Annotated in this window: 14 protein-coding genes; 9 read left to right on the top strand and 5 right to left on the bottom strand. The window is 68.8% G+C overall.

Annotated elements, in window-relative coordinates:
- The first annotated feature begins 17 nt into the window (after positions 1 to 17).
- Positions 18 to 1,100, top strand: a complete 1,083-nt coding sequence (locus ACZ5K7_RS17040; RefSeq protein ID WP_351695835.1) for an inositol-3-phosphate synthase — start codon at positions 18 to 20, stop codon at positions 1,098 to 1,100.
- Positions 1,101 to 1,195: 95 nt separating this feature from the next.
- The gene (locus tag ACZ5K7_RS17035; RefSeq protein ID WP_468914262.1) at positions 1,196 to 2,458 is read left to right on the top strand and encodes an MFS transporter; all 1,263 of its coding nucleotides are present in this window, start codon (positions 1,196 to 1,198) and stop codon (positions 2,456 to 2,458) included.
- A gap of 149 nt (positions 2,459 to 2,607) precedes the next feature.
- Here ACZ5K7_RS17035 and ACZ5K7_RS17030 read toward each other — a convergent pair whose 3' ends face one another.
- Positions 2,608 to 4,053 (bottom strand): CCA tRNA nucleotidyltransferase, encoded by a 1,446-nt coding sequence (locus ACZ5K7_RS17030; protein WP_468914259.1) that lies wholly within the window; start codon positions 4,051 to 4,053, stop codon positions 2,608 to 2,610.
- A 288-nt stretch (positions 4,054 to 4,341) separates the two neighbouring features.
- Here ACZ5K7_RS17030 and ACZ5K7_RS17025 point away from each other — a divergent pair, with 288 nt between their 5' ends.
- The 7 genes from ACZ5K7_RS17025 (at position 4,342) to trxA (ending at position 14,236) form a co-directional block, all read left to right on the top strand.
- Positions 4,342 to 6,768 (top strand): DUF6049 family protein, encoded by a 2,427-nt coding sequence (locus ACZ5K7_RS17025; protein WP_450971828.1) that lies wholly within the window; start codon positions 4,342 to 4,344, stop codon positions 6,766 to 6,768.
- A gap of 46 nt (positions 6,769 to 6,814) precedes the next feature.
- Complete coding sequence (gene murJ / locus ACZ5K7_RS17020; protein ID WP_468914256.1) at positions 6,815 to 9,214, top strand: murein biosynthesis integral membrane protein MurJ; 2,400 nt, start codon at positions 6,815 to 6,817, stop codon at positions 9,212 to 9,214.
- Between the two features lie 119 nt (positions 9,215 to 9,333).
- Positions 9,334 to 11,025, top strand: coding sequence for a protein kinase family protein (locus ACZ5K7_RS17015; RefSeq protein ID WP_468914254.1), 1,692 nt, complete (start codon positions 9,334 to 9,336; stop codon positions 11,023 to 11,025).
- A 20-nt stretch (positions 11,026 to 11,045) separates the two neighbouring features.
- The gene (sigM, locus tag ACZ5K7_RS17010) at positions 11,046 to 11,771 is read left to right on the top strand and encodes an RNA polymerase sigma factor SigM (protein WP_351695847.1); all 726 of its coding nucleotides are present in this window, start codon (positions 11,046 to 11,048) and stop codon (positions 11,769 to 11,771) included.
- Positions 11,768 to 12,682 (top strand): anti-sigma factor family protein, encoded by a 915-nt coding sequence (locus ACZ5K7_RS17005; RefSeq protein ID WP_468914252.1) that lies wholly within the window; start codon positions 11,768 to 11,770, stop codon positions 12,680 to 12,682. The genes sigM and ACZ5K7_RS17005 overlap by 4 nt, the downstream gene beginning before the upstream one ends.
- 206 nt (positions 12,683 to 12,888) lie before the next feature.
- Positions 12,889 to 13,857: a thioredoxin-disulfide reductase gene (trxB, locus tag ACZ5K7_RS17000; RefSeq protein ID WP_351695851.1), complete on the top strand. Its 969-nt coding sequence runs from the start codon at positions 12,889 to 12,891 to the stop codon at positions 13,855 to 13,857.
- A gap of 46 nt (positions 13,858 to 13,903) precedes the next feature.
- Positions 13,904 to 14,236 (top strand): thioredoxin, encoded by a 333-nt coding sequence (gene trxA / locus ACZ5K7_RS16995; protein WP_351695853.1) that lies wholly within the window; start codon positions 13,904 to 13,906, stop codon positions 14,234 to 14,236.
- An 88-nt stretch (positions 14,237 to 14,324) separates the two neighbouring features.
- Here trxA and ACZ5K7_RS16990 read toward each other — a convergent pair whose 3' ends face one another.
- The 4 genes from ACZ5K7_RS16990 to rsmG form a co-directional block, all read right to left on the bottom strand.
- A complete protein-coding gene (locus ACZ5K7_RS16990; protein ID WP_351695855.1) occupies positions 14,325 to 14,942 on the bottom strand; it encodes a GNAT family N-acetyltransferase in 618 nt (205 codons plus the stop codon).
- 382 nt (positions 14,943 to 15,324) lie between these two features.
- Positions 15,325 to 16,437: a ParB/RepB/Spo0J family partition protein gene (locus ACZ5K7_RS16985; protein WP_351695857.1), complete on the bottom strand. Its 1,113-nt coding sequence runs from the start codon at positions 16,435 to 16,437 to the stop codon at positions 15,325 to 15,327.
- Complete coding sequence (locus ACZ5K7_RS16980; protein ID WP_351696270.1) at positions 16,434 to 17,507, bottom strand: ParA family protein; 1,074 nt, start codon at positions 17,505 to 17,507, stop codon at positions 16,434 to 16,436. Before ACZ5K7_RS16980 ends, ACZ5K7_RS16985 begins: the two co-directional genes overlap by 4 nt.
- Before the next feature lie 298 nt (positions 17,508 to 17,805).
- On the bottom strand, positions 17,806 to 18,522 hold the full coding sequence (gene rsmG, locus ACZ5K7_RS16975) for a 16S rRNA (guanine(527)-N(7))-methyltransferase RsmG (RefSeq protein WP_351695859.1): 717 nt from the start codon (positions 18,520 to 18,522) through the stop codon (positions 17,806 to 17,808).
- Positions 18,523 to 18,530 lie beyond the last annotated feature (8 nt).

The following is an 18,530-nucleotide window of genomic DNA, read 5'->3' as shown; positions in this document are numbered from 1 at the left end:
CACAGGGAGCAACCGGAATGGGTTCGGTTCGCGTAGCCGTCGTCGGTGTGGGCAACTGCGCCGCGTCGCTGGTGCAGGGAGTCGAGTACTACAAGGACGCCGACCCGGCGTCGAAGGTCCCCGGGCTGATGCACGTCCAGTTCGGCGACTACCACGTCAAGGACATCGAGTTCGTCGCCGCGTTCGACGTGGACGCCAAGAAGGTCGGCCTCGACCTGGCGGACGCCATCGGCGCCTCCGAGAACAACACCATCAAGATCTGCGACGTGCCCAACACCGGTGTCACCGTCCAGCGCGGCCACACCCTCGACGGTCTCGGCAAGTACTACCGCGAGACCATCGAGGAGTCCGAGGCCGAGCCGGTCGACGTCGTCCAGATCCTCAAGGACAAGCAGGTCGACGTCCTCGTCTGCTACCTGCCCGTCGGTTCCGAGAGCGCGGCGAAGTTCTACGCCCAGTGCGCCATCGACGCCAAGGTCGCCTTCGTCAACGCCCTCCCGGTCTTCATCGCCGGCACCAAGGAGTGGGCGGACAAGTTCACCGAGGCGGGCGTCCCGATCGTCGGCGACGACATCAAGTCGCAGGTCGGCGCCACCATCACGCACCGCGTGATGGCCAAGCTGTTCGAGGACCGGGGTGTCGTCCTGGACCGCACGATGCAGCTGAACGTCGGCGGCAACATGGACTTCAAGAACATGCTCGAGCGCGAGCGCCTGGAGTCCAAGAAGATCTCCAAGACGCAGGCCGTCACCTCCCAGATCCCCGACCGGGACCTCGGCGAGAAGAACGTCCACATCGGCCCGTCCGACTACGTCGCCTGGCTCGACGACCGCAAGTGGGCCTACGTCCGCCTCGAGGGCCGTGCCTTCGGTGACGTCCCGCTGAACCTGGAGTACAAGCTCGAGGTCTGGGACTCCCCGAACTCCGCGGGTGTCATCATCGACGCCCTGCGCGCCGCGAAGATCGCCAAGGACCGCGGTATCGGCGGCCCGATCCTCTCCGCGTCGAGCTACTTCATGAAGTCCCCGCCGGTCCAGTACTTCGACGACCAGGCCCGCGAGAACGTCGAGAAGTTCATCCGCGGCGACGTCGAGCGCTGACGTCCGTCGCTCGCAAAAAAACGCTCCTGCCAGGGCTGTGAGAGTCCCCGGGTCCCCTGACCCGGGGACTCTCCTCGTGTGTGAGGCTGTGCCCCATGCCCGTCGTCCGCGACCTGCGTGTCCTGCTGCGCCTGCGGGACTTCCGCCGCCTGCTCACCGTCCGTCTGCTCTCCCAGGGCGCCGACGGCGTCTACCAGGTCGCGCTCGCCGCCTACGTCGTCTTCTCCCCGGAGAAGCAGACCTCACCGGGGGCGATCGCCTCGGCCATGGCGGTCCTGCTCCTCCCGTACTCCCTCGTGGGCCCCTTCGCCGGCGTCCTGCTGGACCGCTGGCGCCGCCGACAGGTCTTGCTCTACGGCAATCTGCTGCGTGCACTGCTGGCCGCGGTCACCGCCGTCCTGATGGCAAGCCATGTCCCCGACTGGCTCTTCTACGTCTCCGCCCTGTGCGTCACGGCCGTCAACCGCTTCGTCCTTTCGGGGCTGTCCGCCGCCCTCCCACGCGTGGTCGACCCCGAACGTCTGGTGCTGGCCAACTCCCTGTCCCCGACCGCGGGAACCCTCGCCGCAACCGCCGGCGGCGGCCTCGCCTTCGCCGTACGGCTGCTGGCCTCCGACTCCGATGCGGCGGTCGTGCTGCTGGGTGCGGCGTTGTACCTGTCCGCGGCCCTCACCTCGCTGACCATGACCCCCGGCCTCCTCGGCCCCGACCGGCATCCGGCACAGCCGAGCCTGGGAACGGCCGTGATCACCACCGCACGCGACCTCCTGGAGGCGATACGGCATCTCGCCGCACCCCAGCGCCGCGAGGCGGTCTGGGCGCTGCTCTCCATGACGGTGATGCGCTTCTGCTACGGCGCCCTGCTCGTCCTGGTGCTGATGCTGTGCCGCTACGCCCTCTCCTCCGACCCGGACGACGGGCTCGGGCTGCTGGGGCTGGCGTTGGGGATCTCCGGCGCGGGTTTCTTCGCGGCGGCCGTGGTGACACCGTGGGCCGCGGGGCGGCTCGGCCCCGGGCGCTGGATCGTCGTGTGCGCCGCGTCCGCCGCCGTATTGGAGCCCGCTCTGGGCCTCCCGTTCACGATGGTCCCCATGCTCGTCGCCGCCTTCGTCCTGGGACTGATCACCCAGGGCGCGAAGATCGCCACCGACACCATCGTCCAGTCGTCCGTCGACGACGGCTTCCGCGGGCGGATCTTCTCCGTGTACGACGTACTCTTCAACGTCGCCTTCGTGGGGGCGGCCGGCGTCGCAGCCCTGATGCTGCCACCGGACGGCCGCTCCGCAGCCCTCGTCATCGTCGTCGCCCTCATCTACGCGGCGGTCGCAGCGGCCATGGCCCGCTTTGAACGCCGCTGAAGGCCACAGCAGAGTCGCGGACCCCTCCGGCTTTCGGCAACGACACCGGCACCGACACCGCGAGGGGCGATGTTTCACGTGAAACATCGCCCCTCGTCACGTCCCGGTCCGGTCATGTTTCACGTGAAACATGACCGCGTTCCACGCGCTCAGCCTTGCCCGGCCCACCACTCCTTGAGTGCGGCCACGGCTGCGTCGTGCTCCATCGGCCCGTCCTCCAGCCGGAGCTCCAACATGTGCTTGTAGGCCTTGCCGACCTCCGGGCCGGGCCTGATTCCAAGGATCTCCATGATCTGGTTGCCGTCGAGGTCCGGGCGGATGGCGTCCAGATCCTCCTGCTTCTGAAGCTCGGCGATGCGCTCCTCCAGACCGTCGTAGGCGCGGGAGAGCGCCACTGCCTTCCGCTTGTTGCGGGTGGTGCAGTCGGACCGGGTCAGCTTGTGGAGACGGTCGAGCAGGGGGCCCGCGTCACGGACATAGCGGCGCACTGCCGAATCCGTCCACTCCCCGGCGCCGTAGCCATGGAAGCGGAGGTGGAGTTCGACCAGGCGTGAGACGTCCTTCACCAGTTCGTTGGAGTACTTCAAGGCCGTCATGCGCTTCTTGGTCATCTTCGCGCCGACCACCTCGTGGTGGTGGAACGAGACACGGCCGTCCGTCTCGAAACGGCGGGTGCGGGGTTTGCCGATGTCGTGCAGCAGCGCGGCAAGCCTGAGGGTGAGGTCGGGGCCGTTCTCCTCCAGCGCCACGGCCTGCTCCAGGACGATCAGCGTGTGGTCGTAGACGTCCTTGTGGCGGTGGTGCTCGTCGCTCTCCAGGCGCAGGGCGGGCAACTCGGGAAGAACATGGTCGGCGAGGCCGGTGTCGACGAGCAGGGTCAGTCCCTTGCGGGGGTGGGCGGAGAGGATCAGCTTGTTCAGCTCGTCCCGGACCCGCTCGGCCGAGACGATCTCCAGGCGTCCGGCCATGTCCTTCATCGCCGTGACGACCTCGGGGGCCACCTCGAAGTCGAGCTGGGCTGCGAAACGGGCGGCGCGCATCATCCGCAGCGGGTCGTCCGAGAAGGAGGCCTCAGGCGTCCCCGGAGTGCGCAGCACATGGGCTGCCAAGTCGTCCAGCCCGCCGTGCGGGTCGATGAACTCCTTCTCCGGCAGCGCCACCGCCATGGCGTTGACCGTGAAGTCCCGCCGGACGAGGTCCTCCTCGATGGAGTCGCCGTACGACACCTCAGGCTTGCGCGAGGTGCGGTCGTACGCCTCGGACCGGTAGGTCGTGACCTCGATCTGGTAACCGTCCTTCTGCGCCCCGACCGTGCCGAAAGCGATACCGACTTCCCAGAGGGCGTCCGCCCAGGGCCGGACGATCTTCAGTACGTCCTCGGGGCGGGCATCGGTGGTGAAGTCCAGGTCGTTGCCGAGCCGGCCCAGCAACGCGTCCCGGACCGAGCCGCCGACCAGGGCAAGCGAGAACCCGGCCTCCTGGAATCGGCGGGCGAGGTCGTCGGCGACGGGCGCCACCCGCAGCAGTTCGCTCACCGCGCGCTGCTGCGCCTGGCTCAGGGCGGAGGAAGGAGTGTCTTCATTGGCGTTCGGCACAACAGAACAGGGTACGTGCCCCGAGCGGCTCGAAGCGCCTCCATATTCCTGCAGCGGCCCCCACAAAGCCTCCATACAAGGGGAGTGGGACAGCTCACTTCATACCCGCACAAGGGCAGCGATCGCCGCTTACATGAGTCTCCCGACGATACTGGATATAGGGGACGGGCCGATCTCCTCTCCCGATCTTGTGAAGCAGACCGCGGCACTTCCGCTCAGCGCACCTCGTTACCATGCGTGGACGCACATTCCGACGACCACTGACGACGACGAGGGACGGACGAGCGCGTGGCCGAGGCGGCAGACATCCAGGGGACGCCCTCACCTGCCCGTCGCTGGCTGCGGCGCACCGGGGCACTGCTCGCGGGTGCGCCCCTGCTGGCCGCACTGGTACAGCTGCCCGCCGCGGTACCGGCGCAGGCGGCCGACTCGAACACGGTGTCCGTCGCCCTGGACTCACTCAGCCCCAGCGCCCCCACCGACGGCGACACGCTGACGGTCTCCGGCACGGTGACCAACAACGGCAAGCAGGCCGTCACGGACGCCCATGTGGACCTGCGTGTGGGTTCCCAGGTCAGCACGCGCTCCGCGATCGACTCCGCCGCCCGACACCCCGACGACCTCAACGCGAGCCTCGGTACCGCGGTCGGCGGCAAGTACACCGAGGACTTCGACTCGCTCGCCCCGGGGGTCGCCCAGCAATTCAGCATCTCCGTGCCGGTCGACAAGCTCGATCTCGGCCAGGACGGCGTGTACCCGTTCGGCGTCTCACTGTCCGGCCAGACGTCCGCGCAGCCGTGGGAGCAGGTGCTCGGCATCCAGCGGACGTTCCTGCCGTGGCAGTCCTCCGAGGCCGACACAAGGACCAGGACGACGTATCTGTGGCCGCTGATCTCCACGGTCCATGTGACGGCGAAGACGGGCGCGGGTGAACTGCAGACACCGGTCTTCCTCGACGACGACCTCGCCAAGGAGATCTCACCCGGCGGCCGGCTGGCGCAGATGCTGGCGCTCGGCAAGGACCTGGACGTCACCTGGGTGATCGACCCGGACTTGCTGGCTTCCGTGGACGCGATGACCCGCAGCTACCGGGTCCAGGGCGCCGGCGACACCACCACGGCCGGCACCCATCAGGCGGTGGCCAAGCAGTTCCTGGCCGACCTGCAGGACGCGGTGGCGGACAAGGAAGTCGTGGCCCTTCCCTTCGCCGACCCGGACCTGGCTTCCCTCGCCCACAACGGCACCAGCGTGACCGGCTCGCTGAGCCACCTCAAGGACGCCACCGACGTCGCCGCCACCACGGTGGAGACTGTGCTCCATGTCACACCGAGCACCGACTTCGCATGGCCCGTGAACGGTGCCGTCGACCCGTCGATCATCAAGGTCGCCACCTCGGCGGGCGCCGACAAGGTGATCGCCCGCAGCGACAGCCTCCAGGAGACCGGCGGGCTGCCCTACACGCCCTCGGCGGCACGGCCGATCGGTGGCGGCACGACGGCGGTGGTCGCGGACGCGCGACTGTCCATGGCGTTCCAGGGCGATCTGACGAAGGCGGACTCGGCCACCCTCGCGGTGCAGCAGTTCCTGGCCCAGAGCCTGGCGCTGAACACCCAGACCGACAAAGAACGCAGCATCGTCGTCGCCCCGCAGCGGATGCCGTCGGCGAGCCAGGCCCAGGCGATGGCCACGGCGATCACCGCGTTGCAGAACGGCAACTGGTCGCAATCCCAGGACCTCGCGGCGGCGGCCAAGGCCAAGCCCGACCCCGGCGCGACCACGAAGATCCCCTCGTCGTCCGCCTACCCCTCCGCGCTGCGCAAGCAGGAACTGCCCCGGACGGCCTTCGAGCAGATCGCCCGTACCCAGGACAAGCTCGACAACTTCCAGGTGGTCCTCACCAACCAGTCCCGGGTGGTGACCCCCTTCGGGCGGGCCATAAACCGTGAGATGTCCACGTCCTGGCGGGGCCGCGGCAGCGAGGCCGACAGCTTCCGCACGGGTGTGGAGTCCTGGCTCGACAGCCTCATCGGCCAGGTCAAGCTGATCGACAAGTCCGAGACCAAGCTCTCCGGCCGCAGCGCCACCATCCCGGTGACCGTCCAGAACAACCTGGTCCAGGGCGTCGACCACCTCGTCCTGCGGCTCACCTCGACCATGCCGACCCGACTGGAGATCGGCGGCAAGGCCTACTACGAGCAGCCGGTAGAGGTCTCCGGCGGCCACACCCAGTCCGTGAAGTTCTCCACGTCGGCCAACGCCAACGGCCGGGTGGAGGTCATCGCCCAGCTCTACACCGAGGACGGCCAGGAGTACGGATCCCCCGTCCGGTTCGACGTGAAGGTCACCGAGGTCACGCCCACCGTGATGCTGGTCATCGGCGGCGGTGTGCTGCTGCTGGTGCTCGCCGGGTTCCGGATGTACACCCAGCGCAAGCGGGCGGCCGCCCGCCGTGCCGAGGAGGGCGACGGTCCCGACGAGACGGGCGAGGACACACCGGAGGCTCCACGGACTCCGGAGACCCCAGAGGGTCTGGAGACCGAGGGCCCCGAGGAGACCGGCCGGGCGGGGAACTCCGACGCTCGTGAGGATCGTCTCCAGGAAGAGTCCGGGGCCCGCTCCGGGGCAGACGACCCGGAGCAGCCGAGTGACCCGACACCGGACACCGCACCGGAAAGCGCCGACCCGTCCGGGACGGGTGAGAGAGTGGACCGTTGAGCGATGTCGTGGCCGGTGTGGCCCGGGACGATGAGGTGGGGTAACCATGAACGCGCCGTACGACGGTGAACGCGGCCAGGGCGCGGCCGGTTCGGGCTACCCCGAGCCGCCGCCGGAGGCCGGCCAGGTCCCGCCGCAGCACGCGGCTGACATGTACCTCCAAGACGCCTACGACCAGGACCCCTACCGGGCGCAGGACCTCTCCGCCCAGGACCCGGTCGCCGAGGCGCTCTACGACCGCGCCGCGCACCCCCCGCCGCCCCCGGGCATGTACCCGCAGCAGCCGCTGTACGGCCAGCCCGCGCAGTCGCCGTACGCCCCGGACCCGCATGTGTGGGCCCAGACCCCGCCGCCGGAGCCGGACGGCCCGACCCAGTACCTGCCGTACGGCGACAACCCGCGCACGACCCAGTTCGTGGGCGTGGACGATCTGGTCACGCACTCCGGTGAGGAGCGCCACGAGCCGGACGCCTTCGCGCACCTCTTCCGGGACCAGCAGCAGGGCGGCGGCAACCCGCAGACGGACCCCCGCTCCGTACCGGGCCCCGCAGGCCAGTACCCGCCGTCATCGGGTCAGTACCCGCCCCCCGCCGGTCAGTACCCGCCGTCATCGGGCCAGTACCCGCCCCCCGCCGGTCAGTACCCGCCGCCCGCGGGCCAGTACCCGTCACCGCAGCAGGTCCCCGCCGCCCAGAACCAGTACGCGGCCCCCCGGTTCCCGCAGGCACCGTCCGCACCCGGGGCCCCCGCCGCCGAGCCGGTACCCGCCGCCCCGACGGCCCCCGCAACGCCCTCGGCCCCTGCGGCCACGAAGGGCGGGCGTGCCTCCGGGCTGCTGAAGTCCAGTGCCGTGATGGCGGCGGGTACGATGGTCTCCCGCCTCACGGGTTTCGTCCGCTCCGCACTGATCGTCTCCGCCCTGGGCGTGGGTCTGCTCGGTGACACATTCCAGGTCGCCTACCAGCTGCCGACGATGATCTACATCCTGACCGTCGGTGGCGGCCTCAACTCCGTCTTCGTGCCGCAGCTGGTGCGGGCCATGAAGGAGGACGAGGACGGCGGCGAGGCGTTCGCCAACCGTCTGCTGACCCTCGTGATGGTGGCGCTGGGCCTGCTCACCGCGGCCACGATCGCGGCCGCGCCCCTGCTGATCCGCCTGCTGTCCGACCCGGTGGCCAGCGACCCGGCGGCCAACGACGTCGCCATCACCTTCGTCCGTTACTTCCTGCCCTCGATCTTCTTCATGGGCATCCACGTGGTGATGGGTCAGATCCTCAACGCGCGGGGCAAGTTCGGCGCGATGATGTGGACCCCGGTCCTCAACAACATCGTCATCATCGTGACCCTCGGACTGTTCATCTGGGTGTACGGCACCGCCGCGCACTCCGGCATGAAGGTCACCACCATCCCGCCGGAGGGCCAGCGGCTGCTCGGCCTCGGCGTCCTGCTCGGCCTCGTGGTCCAGGCCCTGGCGATGATCCCCTACCTGCGCGAGACCGGCTTCCGGATGCGGCTGCGCTTCGACTGGCGGGGACACGGACTCGGCAAGGCCGCCACCCTCGCCAAGTGGACCGTGCTGTTCGTCCTCGCCAACCAGGCGGGCGCGATCGTCGTCTCCCAGCTGTCGACCTCGGCCGGCAAGAAGTCCCCGGTCGACGGCACCGGCTTCGCCGCCTACGCCAACGCCCAGCTGATCTGGGGCCTGCCGCAGGCCATCATCACGGTCTCCCTGATGGCGGCCCTGCTGCCACGGATCTCCCGCTCGGCCGCCGAGGACGACACCGGCGCCGTCCGCGACGACATCTCCCAGGGCCTGCGGACCACCGCCGTGGCGATCGTGCCCATCGCCTTCGGCTTCGTGGCACTCGGCATCCCGATGTGCACCCTGATCTTCGGCTCCTCGGGCATCAGCGAGGCCACCAACATGGGGTTCATGCTGATGGCCTTCGGCCTCGGCCTGATCCCCTACTCGGTGCAGTACGTCGTCCTGCGTGCCTTCTACGCCTACGAAGACACTCGCACCCCCTTCTACAACACGGTCATCGTCGCCGTGGTCAACGCGGGCGCCTCGGTCACGTGTTACGTCCTGCTGCCGTCCCGCTGGGCGGTGGCCGGCATGGCCGCCTCCTACGGCCTCGCCTACGCGATCGGCGTGGGTGTCGCCTGGAAGCGGCTGCGCAAGCGGCTCGGCGGCGACCTGGACGGCTCCCAGGTCACCCGCACCTACGCGCGGCTCTGCATCGCCTCCGTACCGGCCGCTCTGCTCAGTGGTGCGGCCTGCTACGGCATCGGCCACACTCTGGGGCAGGGCGTGATCGGTTCCTTCGCCGCGCTGCTGGCCGGCGGAGCGGTCCTGCTGGGCGTCTTCTATGTCGCCGCGCGCCGCATGCGGATCGAGGAACTCAACTCCCTCGTGGGTATGGTGCGCGGGCGTCTGGGTCGCTGAGGCAGGGGTACGCGCACAACCATCGTCCGTCGCCGTGTGTCGTGCATAGCGGCAGACTGTGGGCACAATTGGTTTCGGCGTCGGACAGCGTGCAACGGATGGGGAGGCAGGGAACGACGGTGGCGGAACGGAGCACGGCTGCCGTCGACGTGGCAGACAACAGCGGTGACAAGCCGCTGACCGCCAAGGCGGAGCAGTCCACGGCCGACGGGGTGGCCCAGAACCCGGAGCGGGACACGGACAGCGAAGAGGCACAGGGGAGCGGCACGCCTGCGAGCCCAGGGAAGAAGGCTTTGCCTCCCGAACTGCACAGCGGTCACAAGCTGGCCAGACGCTACCGTCTTGAGGAGTGCGTCACCCGTCTGGACGGATTCAGCAGTTGGCGTGCGGTCGATGAGAAACTGCGGCGTGCCGTCGGCGTGCACATCCTGCCGGCCGACCATGTGCGCACCCGCGCCGTGCTGGCCGCCGCCCGCTCTGCCGCGCTGCTCGGGGATCCCCGGTTCGTACAGGTCCTGGACGCGGTCGAGGAGAACGACCTCGCCTACGTGGTGCACGAGTGGCTGCCCGACGCCACCGAGCTGACCGCGTTGCTCGCGGCCGGCCCGCTGGAGCCGCACGACGCCTACCAGATGGTCAGTCAGATCGCCTCCGCGATGGCGGCCGCGCACCGCGAGGGGCTGGCCCATCTCCGGCTCAACCCCAACGCCGTGCTGCGCGCCTCCACCGGTCAGTGGCGTATCCGCGGCCTCGCGGTGAACGCGGCGCTGCGCGGCATCAGTTCCGACACCCCGCAGCGCACCGACACCGAGGCGATCGGCGCCCTGCTGTATGCGGCGCTCACCCAGCGCTGGCCATACCAGAGCGATGCCTACGGTCTGCCGGGGCTGCCCAAGGACGTCGGCCTGATCGCACCCGACCAGGTGCGTGCCGGCGTCCACCGCGGCCTCTCGGAGCTCGCCATGCGGGCCCTGATCAACGACGGAGCCACCGCCTCCCGCCACGAGTCCGCGTGCACCACGCCGGAGGAGCTGGTGAAGGCGATCGGCGAGATGCCCCGCATCCGCCCGCCGGAGCCGTCGTTCACGGCACCGCCCGAGTACCAGCGCACCACGTACCAACAGGGCACCTACGGCCGCCCCACGCCTCCTGGCATGACGCAGCCCATCCAGACGCCGCCGCCCCCGCTCCAGAGCCGTACCGGCAAGGCCCTCAAGTGGGCGGTCTCCGCCCTGCTGATCGCCGCGCTGGGACTGGGCAGCTGGCAACTCGCGGACGCCCTGATGGACCAGGGCGACAAGTCCGGGGACACCAACAACACCCAGCCGTCGGGCGACGGCGACAAGAAGGCGCCGACAACAGTCAGCAAGCCGATCGCCATCAGCGGGGCCCGTGACTTCGACCCGTTCGGGGACGGATCCGAGAAGCCGTCCGACATAAGCAAGGTCTACGACAAGAGCCTTTCGACCTACTGGCAGACCGACTACTACAAGGGCGCCACCTTCGGAAACCTGAAGCCGGGCCTCGGCGTCATCCTCGATCTCGGCAAGATCCAGCAGATCGGGAAGGTGACCGTTACCTTCGTGGGAGACACGTCCGTGGAGTTGCGCGCCGCATCCAGCGACGCCGGCACGGAGCCGACGTCCTTCGGCGCATACACGAAGGTCGCCGACGGCTCGGGGACGAGCGTGACCCTGAAGCCGAACGCGTCCCTCAAGTCCCGCTATCTGCTGGTCTGGCTGACCAAGCTGCCGCTGACGGACGAAGGCACGTACCGCGGACGGGTGGCAGACATCAAGGTGACCAGCTGATCGCAGGGCGGAGGGGGCAGATGGCGGAGGGCTCCGGATACGACGGAGTGAGCGATCAGGACCTGCTCGCCCGTCATGTGGAAGGTGACCCCGACGCCTTCGGTGAGATCGTGCGGCGACACCGGGACCGGCTCTGGGCGGTAGCGCTGCGGACCCTGGGCGACCGCGAGGAGGCCGCTGACGCCGTCCAGGACGCCCTGGTGTCCGCCTACCGGGCCGCCCACACCTTCCGGGGCCAATCGGCCGTCACGACCTGGCTGCACCGGATCACGGTGAACGCCTGCCTCGACCGGGCCCGCAAGGCGGCCTCCCGGAAGACCGCTCCCGTCGACGACACCGAGCGGCTGGAGCAGTTGCTGGAGCCGCATGAATCGGCCTCCGCTCCGGCCGAGCGCAACGATCTGCACCGCCAGCTCCTCGAAGCCCTCGGCACGCTGCCGCACGATCAGCGCGCCGCCCTCGTCCTGGTCGACATGCAGGGCTATCCGGTCGCGGAGGCGGCCCGGATCCTCGACGTGCCCACGGGGACGGTGAAGAGTCGCTGTGCCCGCGGCAGAGCCAGACTCCTGCCGCTGCTCACCCACCTACGGCCGGAAAACACCGGCGACGAGAACACGCCGGGCTCGGCGCGGAACCGGGCGGAGGGGACATCCGTCCCACCGACAGCGAGGCCTCAGGACGGGGGCTCACAGAAGACCGGGCCGAGTGATTCAGCCGCAGTGAAGGGCGGAGGTGGGCGAGCGTGACTTCCACGACAGACACGGCCGGGCACCCGGACGTCGCGGAGATCTCCGACCTCACCGAAGGCCTGCTCCCGGATGCCCGGACCGCCGAGGTACGACAGCACCTGGACGAGTGCGAGCTCTGTGCCGATGTCCACGCTTCGCTGGAGGAGATCCGGGGCCTGCTGGGCGCACTGCCGGAGCCGTCGCCCATGCCGGCGGACGTCACGGGCCGGATCGACGCCGCCCTCGCCGCTGAGGCACTACTGAACGCCACGGCACCCGAGACGCATGTTTCACGTGAAACATCGAGCCTCGCATCGCCCCCGGTGGACCGTCCCGCCGGACGGTCGACTGCTGCGACAGGCCCCGGCCGCAAGGACCGCGGACAGGACCACGGACAGGCGCACGGAAAGGGACGCGTCCGACGCCGTCGGACCGTCGTTCTCGGAGCTGTCCTCACCGCGGCCGTCCTGGGCGCCGGTTCGTACTTCCTCCAGTCGCTCGGCGGCGATGGGCCGACGACCGCGCAGGGCCATCAGACGAGCTCAGCCGAGGGCTTCTCCAAGAGCACTCTCCCGACTGAGGTGGAGAACCTCCTCGGCACGAAGCCGCGCCTGCGTGGCTCCAATAAGCCGGACCTGGGAATCCAGGGCGAATCCACTTCGCCCGGTTCCACTGACTCGCCCTACACCACCCGGATCCAGCCCTCAGTGCCGGTGCCGCCGTGCGTCCGCCAGGGCATCAGCCAGAACGACGACGTCCTTGGTGCGAAGAAGGGGACGTACGCGGGGAAGGCTGCCTTCCTCGTCGTCCTTCCCGATGCCTCCGACAGCACCCGGGTGACCGTCTTCATCGTCGACGCCACGTGTGAGAGCCAGTCGACTGCTTCCCCTGGCGAGGTTCTGCTGACGGAGTCCCTGGCACGCCCCTGAGTGTCCCTGGGGTGCCCTCGGAGCGATCCTTCGCAGCGGAGGACGCATCGTCCGTTCTGGCGTGGAAATCCGTACGGTGTGGGATGCCCGTGTGCCCGGACACACCGGGAATGCGCGCCCCGTAGGATCCGTTGGGTGGGGTGAGAGCTTCTGACAAGAACTCCCACCGGTCGAACTGACGTAGACCAGAGACGAGGAATCAAGCCGTGAGCGACGTCCGAAACGTGATCATCATCGGCTCCGGGCCCGCCGGCTACACGGCGGCGCTCTACACCGCGCGCGCGTCGCTGAAGCCCCTCGTGTTCGAGGGCGCCGTCACCGCCGGCGGTGCGCTGATGAACACCACTGAGGTGGAGAACTTTCCGGGCTTCCGCGACGGCATCATGGGTCCCGACCTCATGGACAACATGCGCGCCCAGGCCGAGCGCTTCGGTGCCGAGCTGATTCCGGATGATGTCGTCTCCGTCGACCTGGCCGGTGAGATCAAGACCGTCACCGACACCGCCGGCACGGTCCACAAGGCAAAGGCCGTCATCGTCACCACCGGCTCCCAGCACCGCAAGCTGGGCCTGCCGAACGAGGACGCCCTTTCCGGCCGTGGTGTCTCCTGGTGCGCCACCTGTGACGGGTTCTTCTTCAAGGAGCAGGACATCGCCGTGATCGGCGGCGGCGACACCGCGATGGAGGAGGCCACCTTCCTCTCCCGGTTCGCCAAGTCCGTGACGATCGTCCACCGTCGGGACACCCTGCGCGCCTCCAAGGCGATGCAGGAGCGCGCCTTCGCCGACCCGAAGATCAAGTTCGCCTGGGACAGCGAGATCGCCGAGGTCCAGGGCGAGCAGAAGCTGGCCGGCCTGAAGCTGCGCAACGTCAAGACCGGTGAGCTCTCGGACCTGCCGGTGACGGGCCTGTTCATCGCGATCGGCCATGACCCGCGCACCGAACTGTTCAAGGGCCAGCTGGACCTGGACGAGGAGGGTTACCTGAAGGTCGACTCGCCCTCGACGCACACCAACCTGACGGGTGTGTTCGCCGCCGGTGACGTGGTGGACCACACCTACCGCCAGGCGATCACCGCGGCCGGTACCGGCTGCTCCGCTGCTCTCGACGCCGAGCGTTTCCTCGCCGCCCTCGCGGACGAGGAGAAGGCAGAGCCCGAGAAGACCACCGTCTGATCATCCCCCTTCCGCCTCACCGCACGAACGAGTAAAGGAGCCCGCCGTGGCCGGCACCCTGAAGCATGTGACCGACGCCGACTTCGAGGAGGTCGTCCTCAAGAGCGACAAGCCCGTCCTGGTGGACTTCTGGGCCGAGTGGTGCGGTCCGTGCCGCCAGATCGCCCCGTCTCTTGAGGCCATCGCCGCCGAGCACGGCGAGAAGATCGAGATCGTCAAGCTGAACATCGACGAGAACCCGACGACGGCCGCCAAGTACGGCGTCATGTCGATCCCCACCCTGAACGTGTACCAGGGCGGCGAGGTCGCCAAGACGATCGTCGGTGCCAAGCCGAAGGCTGCGCTCCTGCGGGACCTCGACGACTACATCGCCGAGTGACGTTTCACGTGAAACACGAATGGGCCAACCCCTCGGGGTTGGCCCATTCGCTTTGAGGACTCGCTTCGATCAACTGCGGGGCCAGTCTTTAGAGCGGCCGCAGCGCTGGTTCCTTCTGTACGGCCCCCAGAAGTCGGTCGAGTGCCAGCTCCACGTCTTCCTTCCAGGAGAGCGTGGTACGCAGCTCCAGCCGCATCCGTGGATGCGCTGGATGCTGCCGGACCGTCTTGAAGCCCACGGCCAGCAGATGGTCGGCGGGCAGCAGACAGGCCGGCTCCTTGTAACGGGCGTCACCGAACGCCTCGATCGCCTTGAAGCCCCGGCGCAGCAGATCCTTGGCGACCGTCTGGACCATCACGCGGCCGAGCCCCTGTCCCTGATATCCGGGCATGATGTAGCCGGTGATGAGCTGGACGGCGTCGGGTGAGACCGGGCTCGTGGGGAACGCCGTAGAGCGCGGGACGTACGCGGGCGGAGCGTAGAGCACAAAGCCCACAGGTACATCGTCGACATACACCACCCGGCCGCACGATCCCCAGTCGAGCAGCACGGCGGAGATCCAGGCCTCCTTCTCCACCGCGGGAGTGCCCGCCCTTACCGCTGCTTCGCCGCTGACGGGATCCAGTTCCCAGAAGACACACGAGCGACAGCGCTTGGGAAGGTCCTGAAGGTTGTCCAGCGTGAGCGGTACGAGCCGACGCCCCATGAAGGCTGTTCCTCGCTTTCTTCGCCCGCAGCATCGCGAGCGGCTGTCAGAACGCCGCGTTCCCTGAGCAGACTGCCGACGAATCCGACGGTCGCGCCCAGTCCCAGGCCCGCGCTCACCAGTCCGGTGCGGCTCATCGATCGCATGGCTCCCGCCTCCCCATCAGAGGTGCTGCCAGCTGTCAGGTGGATCCGCCGTACCCGAACGCATCGTATCCACACAGCGATTCCATCGATACCGCCTGAAAGCAAAGAGCGGATCGTGTTCCGGTACACACCGGACACGATCCGCTCTCGGAGCGAGAGGGCGCCGACGCGGCGGGAGCACCCGGTCCCGGGCGAGAAACACCCCCCACGGCCTCGGGCAGACCGCCTGCGGGCGGTCAGTCCTCGGACTCCTCAGGACCTGCGGAGTCGCCGTCGTGGATCCCCTGGTGGAGGACCGGGCCCTCGCCCGGGGCGAGCGTGCCAAGGATCCGCTCAAGGTCTTCCATCGAAGCGAACTCGACGGTGATCTTGCCCTTCTTCTGGCCCAGGTCGACCTTCACCCGCGTCTCGAAGCGGTCCGAGAGCCGGGTAGCGAGGTCGGTCAGCGCCGGGGAGACCCGGGCGCCCGCACGCGGCCCCTTGGCACGGGCCGGCGTCTGCGGCCGCGAGCCCATGAGGGTCACGATCTCCTCGACAGCCCGTACGGACAGCCCCTCGGCCACGATCCGGTGGGCCAGCCGGTCCTGCTCCTCCGAGTCGTCGACGGAGAGCAGCGCCCGGGCGTGCCCGGCCGACAGGACTCCCGCGGCGACCCGGCGCTGTACGGCCGGCGAGAGCTTCAGCAGTCGCAGGGTGTTGGAGACCTGCGGACGGGAGCGCCCGATGCGGTCGGCCAGCTGGTCGTGCGTGCAGTTGAAGTCCTTCAGCAGCTGGTCGTAGGCAGCGGCCTCTTCCAGCGGGTTCAGCTGGGCGCGGTGGAGGTTCTCCAGCAGCGCGTCCAGGAGGAGCTTCTCGTCGTCCGTCGCCCGGACGATCGCCGGGATCGCCTCCAGGCCGGCCTCACGGCAGGCCCGCCAGCGCCGCTCGCCCATGATGAGCTCATAGCGCGAGGGACCCAGCTGGCGTACGACGACCGGCTGGAGGAGGCCCACCTCCTGGATGGAGGTGACCAGCTCCTGCAGTGCGTCCTCGTCGAAGACCTCACGCGGCTGGCGGGGGTTCGGCGAGATGTCGTCGAGGGGGATCTCCGCGAAGTGGGCGCCCACCGGGGACGGGGGCACTTCGGGAGCCACACCGAAGACCGAGGGCTCCTCGGTTTCATGTGAAACAGCCGGCAGCGTCGTCACCTTGGCTGCGGCGACCCCACGGTCGGTCGTCAGCACCGGGACCACAGCGGGGGACGAAGATCCCGTACCGCCCACCGCTGTCTGGGCCGGGGTCTTCTCTGTAGGCGCAGCCGGAATCAGCGCGCCGAGACCACGCCCCAGCCCCCTCCGTCGCTCGCTCACTGGATCCCCTCCACCATGCTCGGATTGCTCTGTGCGCCAATGTGGGCCTGCGTCGGGTCGTAGCTGACGCCGAGGCCCTTGAGCGCGATTTCTCGGGCCGCCTCAAGATAGGAGAGGGCACCACTCGATCCAGGATCGTAGGTCAGTACCGTCTGCCCATAGCTCGGCGCCTCGGAGATACGGACCGAGCGGGGAATGCTCGTCCGCAGCACCTCGTCGCCGAAGTGGCTGCGCACCTCGTCCGCGACCTGGGAAGCAAGACGCGTCCGGCCGTCGTACATGGTGAGCAGGATGGTCGACACATGCAGTGTGGGGTTGAGGTGCCCCCGCACCAGATCGACATTGCGCAGCAGCTGGCCGAGGCCCTCCAGAGCGTAGTACTCGCACTGGATCGGGATGAGCACCTCGGCGCCCGCGACCAGCGCGTTGACCGTCAACAGGCCGAGCGAGGGCGGGCAGTCGATGAGGATGTAGTCCAGCGGCTGCTCGTACGCCTGGATCGCCCGCTGAAGCCGGCTCTCCCGTGCCACCAGGGACACCAGCTCGATCTCCGCACCGGCGAGATCGATCGTGGCGGGGGCACAGAAGAGGCCTTCGACGTCCACCACCGGCTGGACAACCTCGGCCAGCGGCTTGCTCTCGACCAACACGTCGTAGATGGACGGAACCTCGGCGTGGTGATCAATCCCCAGCGCGGTGGAGGCATTGCCCTGTGGGTCGAGGTCGATCACCAGGACGCGGGCTCCGTGGAGCGCCAGCGATGCGGCAAGGTTGACGGTCGTCGTCGTCTTGCCCACACCGCCCTTCTGGTTGGCGACCACCATGACTCGGGTCTGCTCCGGACGTGGCAGGCCTTCGCCGGCACGGCCCAGAGCCTCCACCGCAAGTTGGGCAGCACGACCGATGGGAGTGTCGTCCATCGGAGGCGGTGTTTCACGTGAAACATCCGCCCCCATCGACTCGGTACGGGGACCGGGGACCGGATCGGTCATCGGTCCCGCGATGTTGGCGTCGGACCGCAAGGATTCACTCTCCTCGACTTCAGGCTCGCAATGAACAGAGCCTCCCATGCCTTCGGGGTCGTGAACCAGTGAGGCCTGTTCTTCTGTGGAGAAATCCACCTCTGTGGACAACTCCCTGCCCCGCAGGAGGGACGGAGTGTCACCAGAGGACCCTTCTCTGAGGGAACCGAGGGGTTTTCGGTCGCGCGGTTCGGCCGCAGCGCGGCCCCGGCCGATGATGCCGTGCAACAGTGAGCGACGTTTCACGTGAAACACGATGCACAGCGAGCCGCACCGAAAAGCCGCGACACTCCGTCATGCGTAGGTTTGGCAGCTTGTGTGGAGTACGTCTGGTCGTCAGGACGGATCAGCGGCGCCTACGCGCCCGACCCGTACGAGCCGCCTTCGCCCGCTTCGCCGCGAAGCGCACACCCCCCGGGCTCTCCCCGACTTCCACCCGCACGACGGTGGACGGCGGGTCCACCACGCCCTCACCCACGTGCAGGATCGACGTGGACACCGCGCCGAGCTTGGTGAGGGCGGTGGCCGCAGCCTTCAGCTCCTCCTCCGCCGTGTCCCCCTTCAGGGCGAGCATCTCGCCGTAGGGACGCAGCAACGGGATGCCCCAGGCGGCCAGCCGGTCCAGCGGAGCCACGGCACGCGCCGTCACCACATGCACCGGAGGCAGCTTGCCCATGACCTCCTCGGCACGACCACGCACGACGGTCACATGGTCCAGGCCCAGCAGCTCGACGACCTCGGTCAGAAAGTTGGTGCGCCGTAGCAGCGGCTCCAGCAGCGTGATGTTGAGATCTTCCCTGACCAGCGCCAGCGGAATGCCCGGCAGGCCGGCACCGGAGCCGACATCGCACACCGTCACCCCTTCGGGGACGGCCTCGGAGAGCACCGCACAGTTCAGCAGGTGCCGCTCCCACAGGCGAGGTACCTCCCGTGGGCCGATCAGACCACGCTTTACGCCTGCCTCGGCGAGCAGCTCCGCATAGCGGACCGCATCGGCGTAGCGCTCGCCGAACACTTCCCGCGCCTGCTCAGGCGCCGGGGGGAGCTCCGCAGCCTCCGTCACGGGGACCG

It is taken from the genome of Streptomyces sp. NPDC031497, assembly GCF_055580905.1.
The sequence above is the reverse complement of the archived record's forward strand: the minus strand, read 5'-3'. Positions and strand labels throughout refer to the sequence as shown.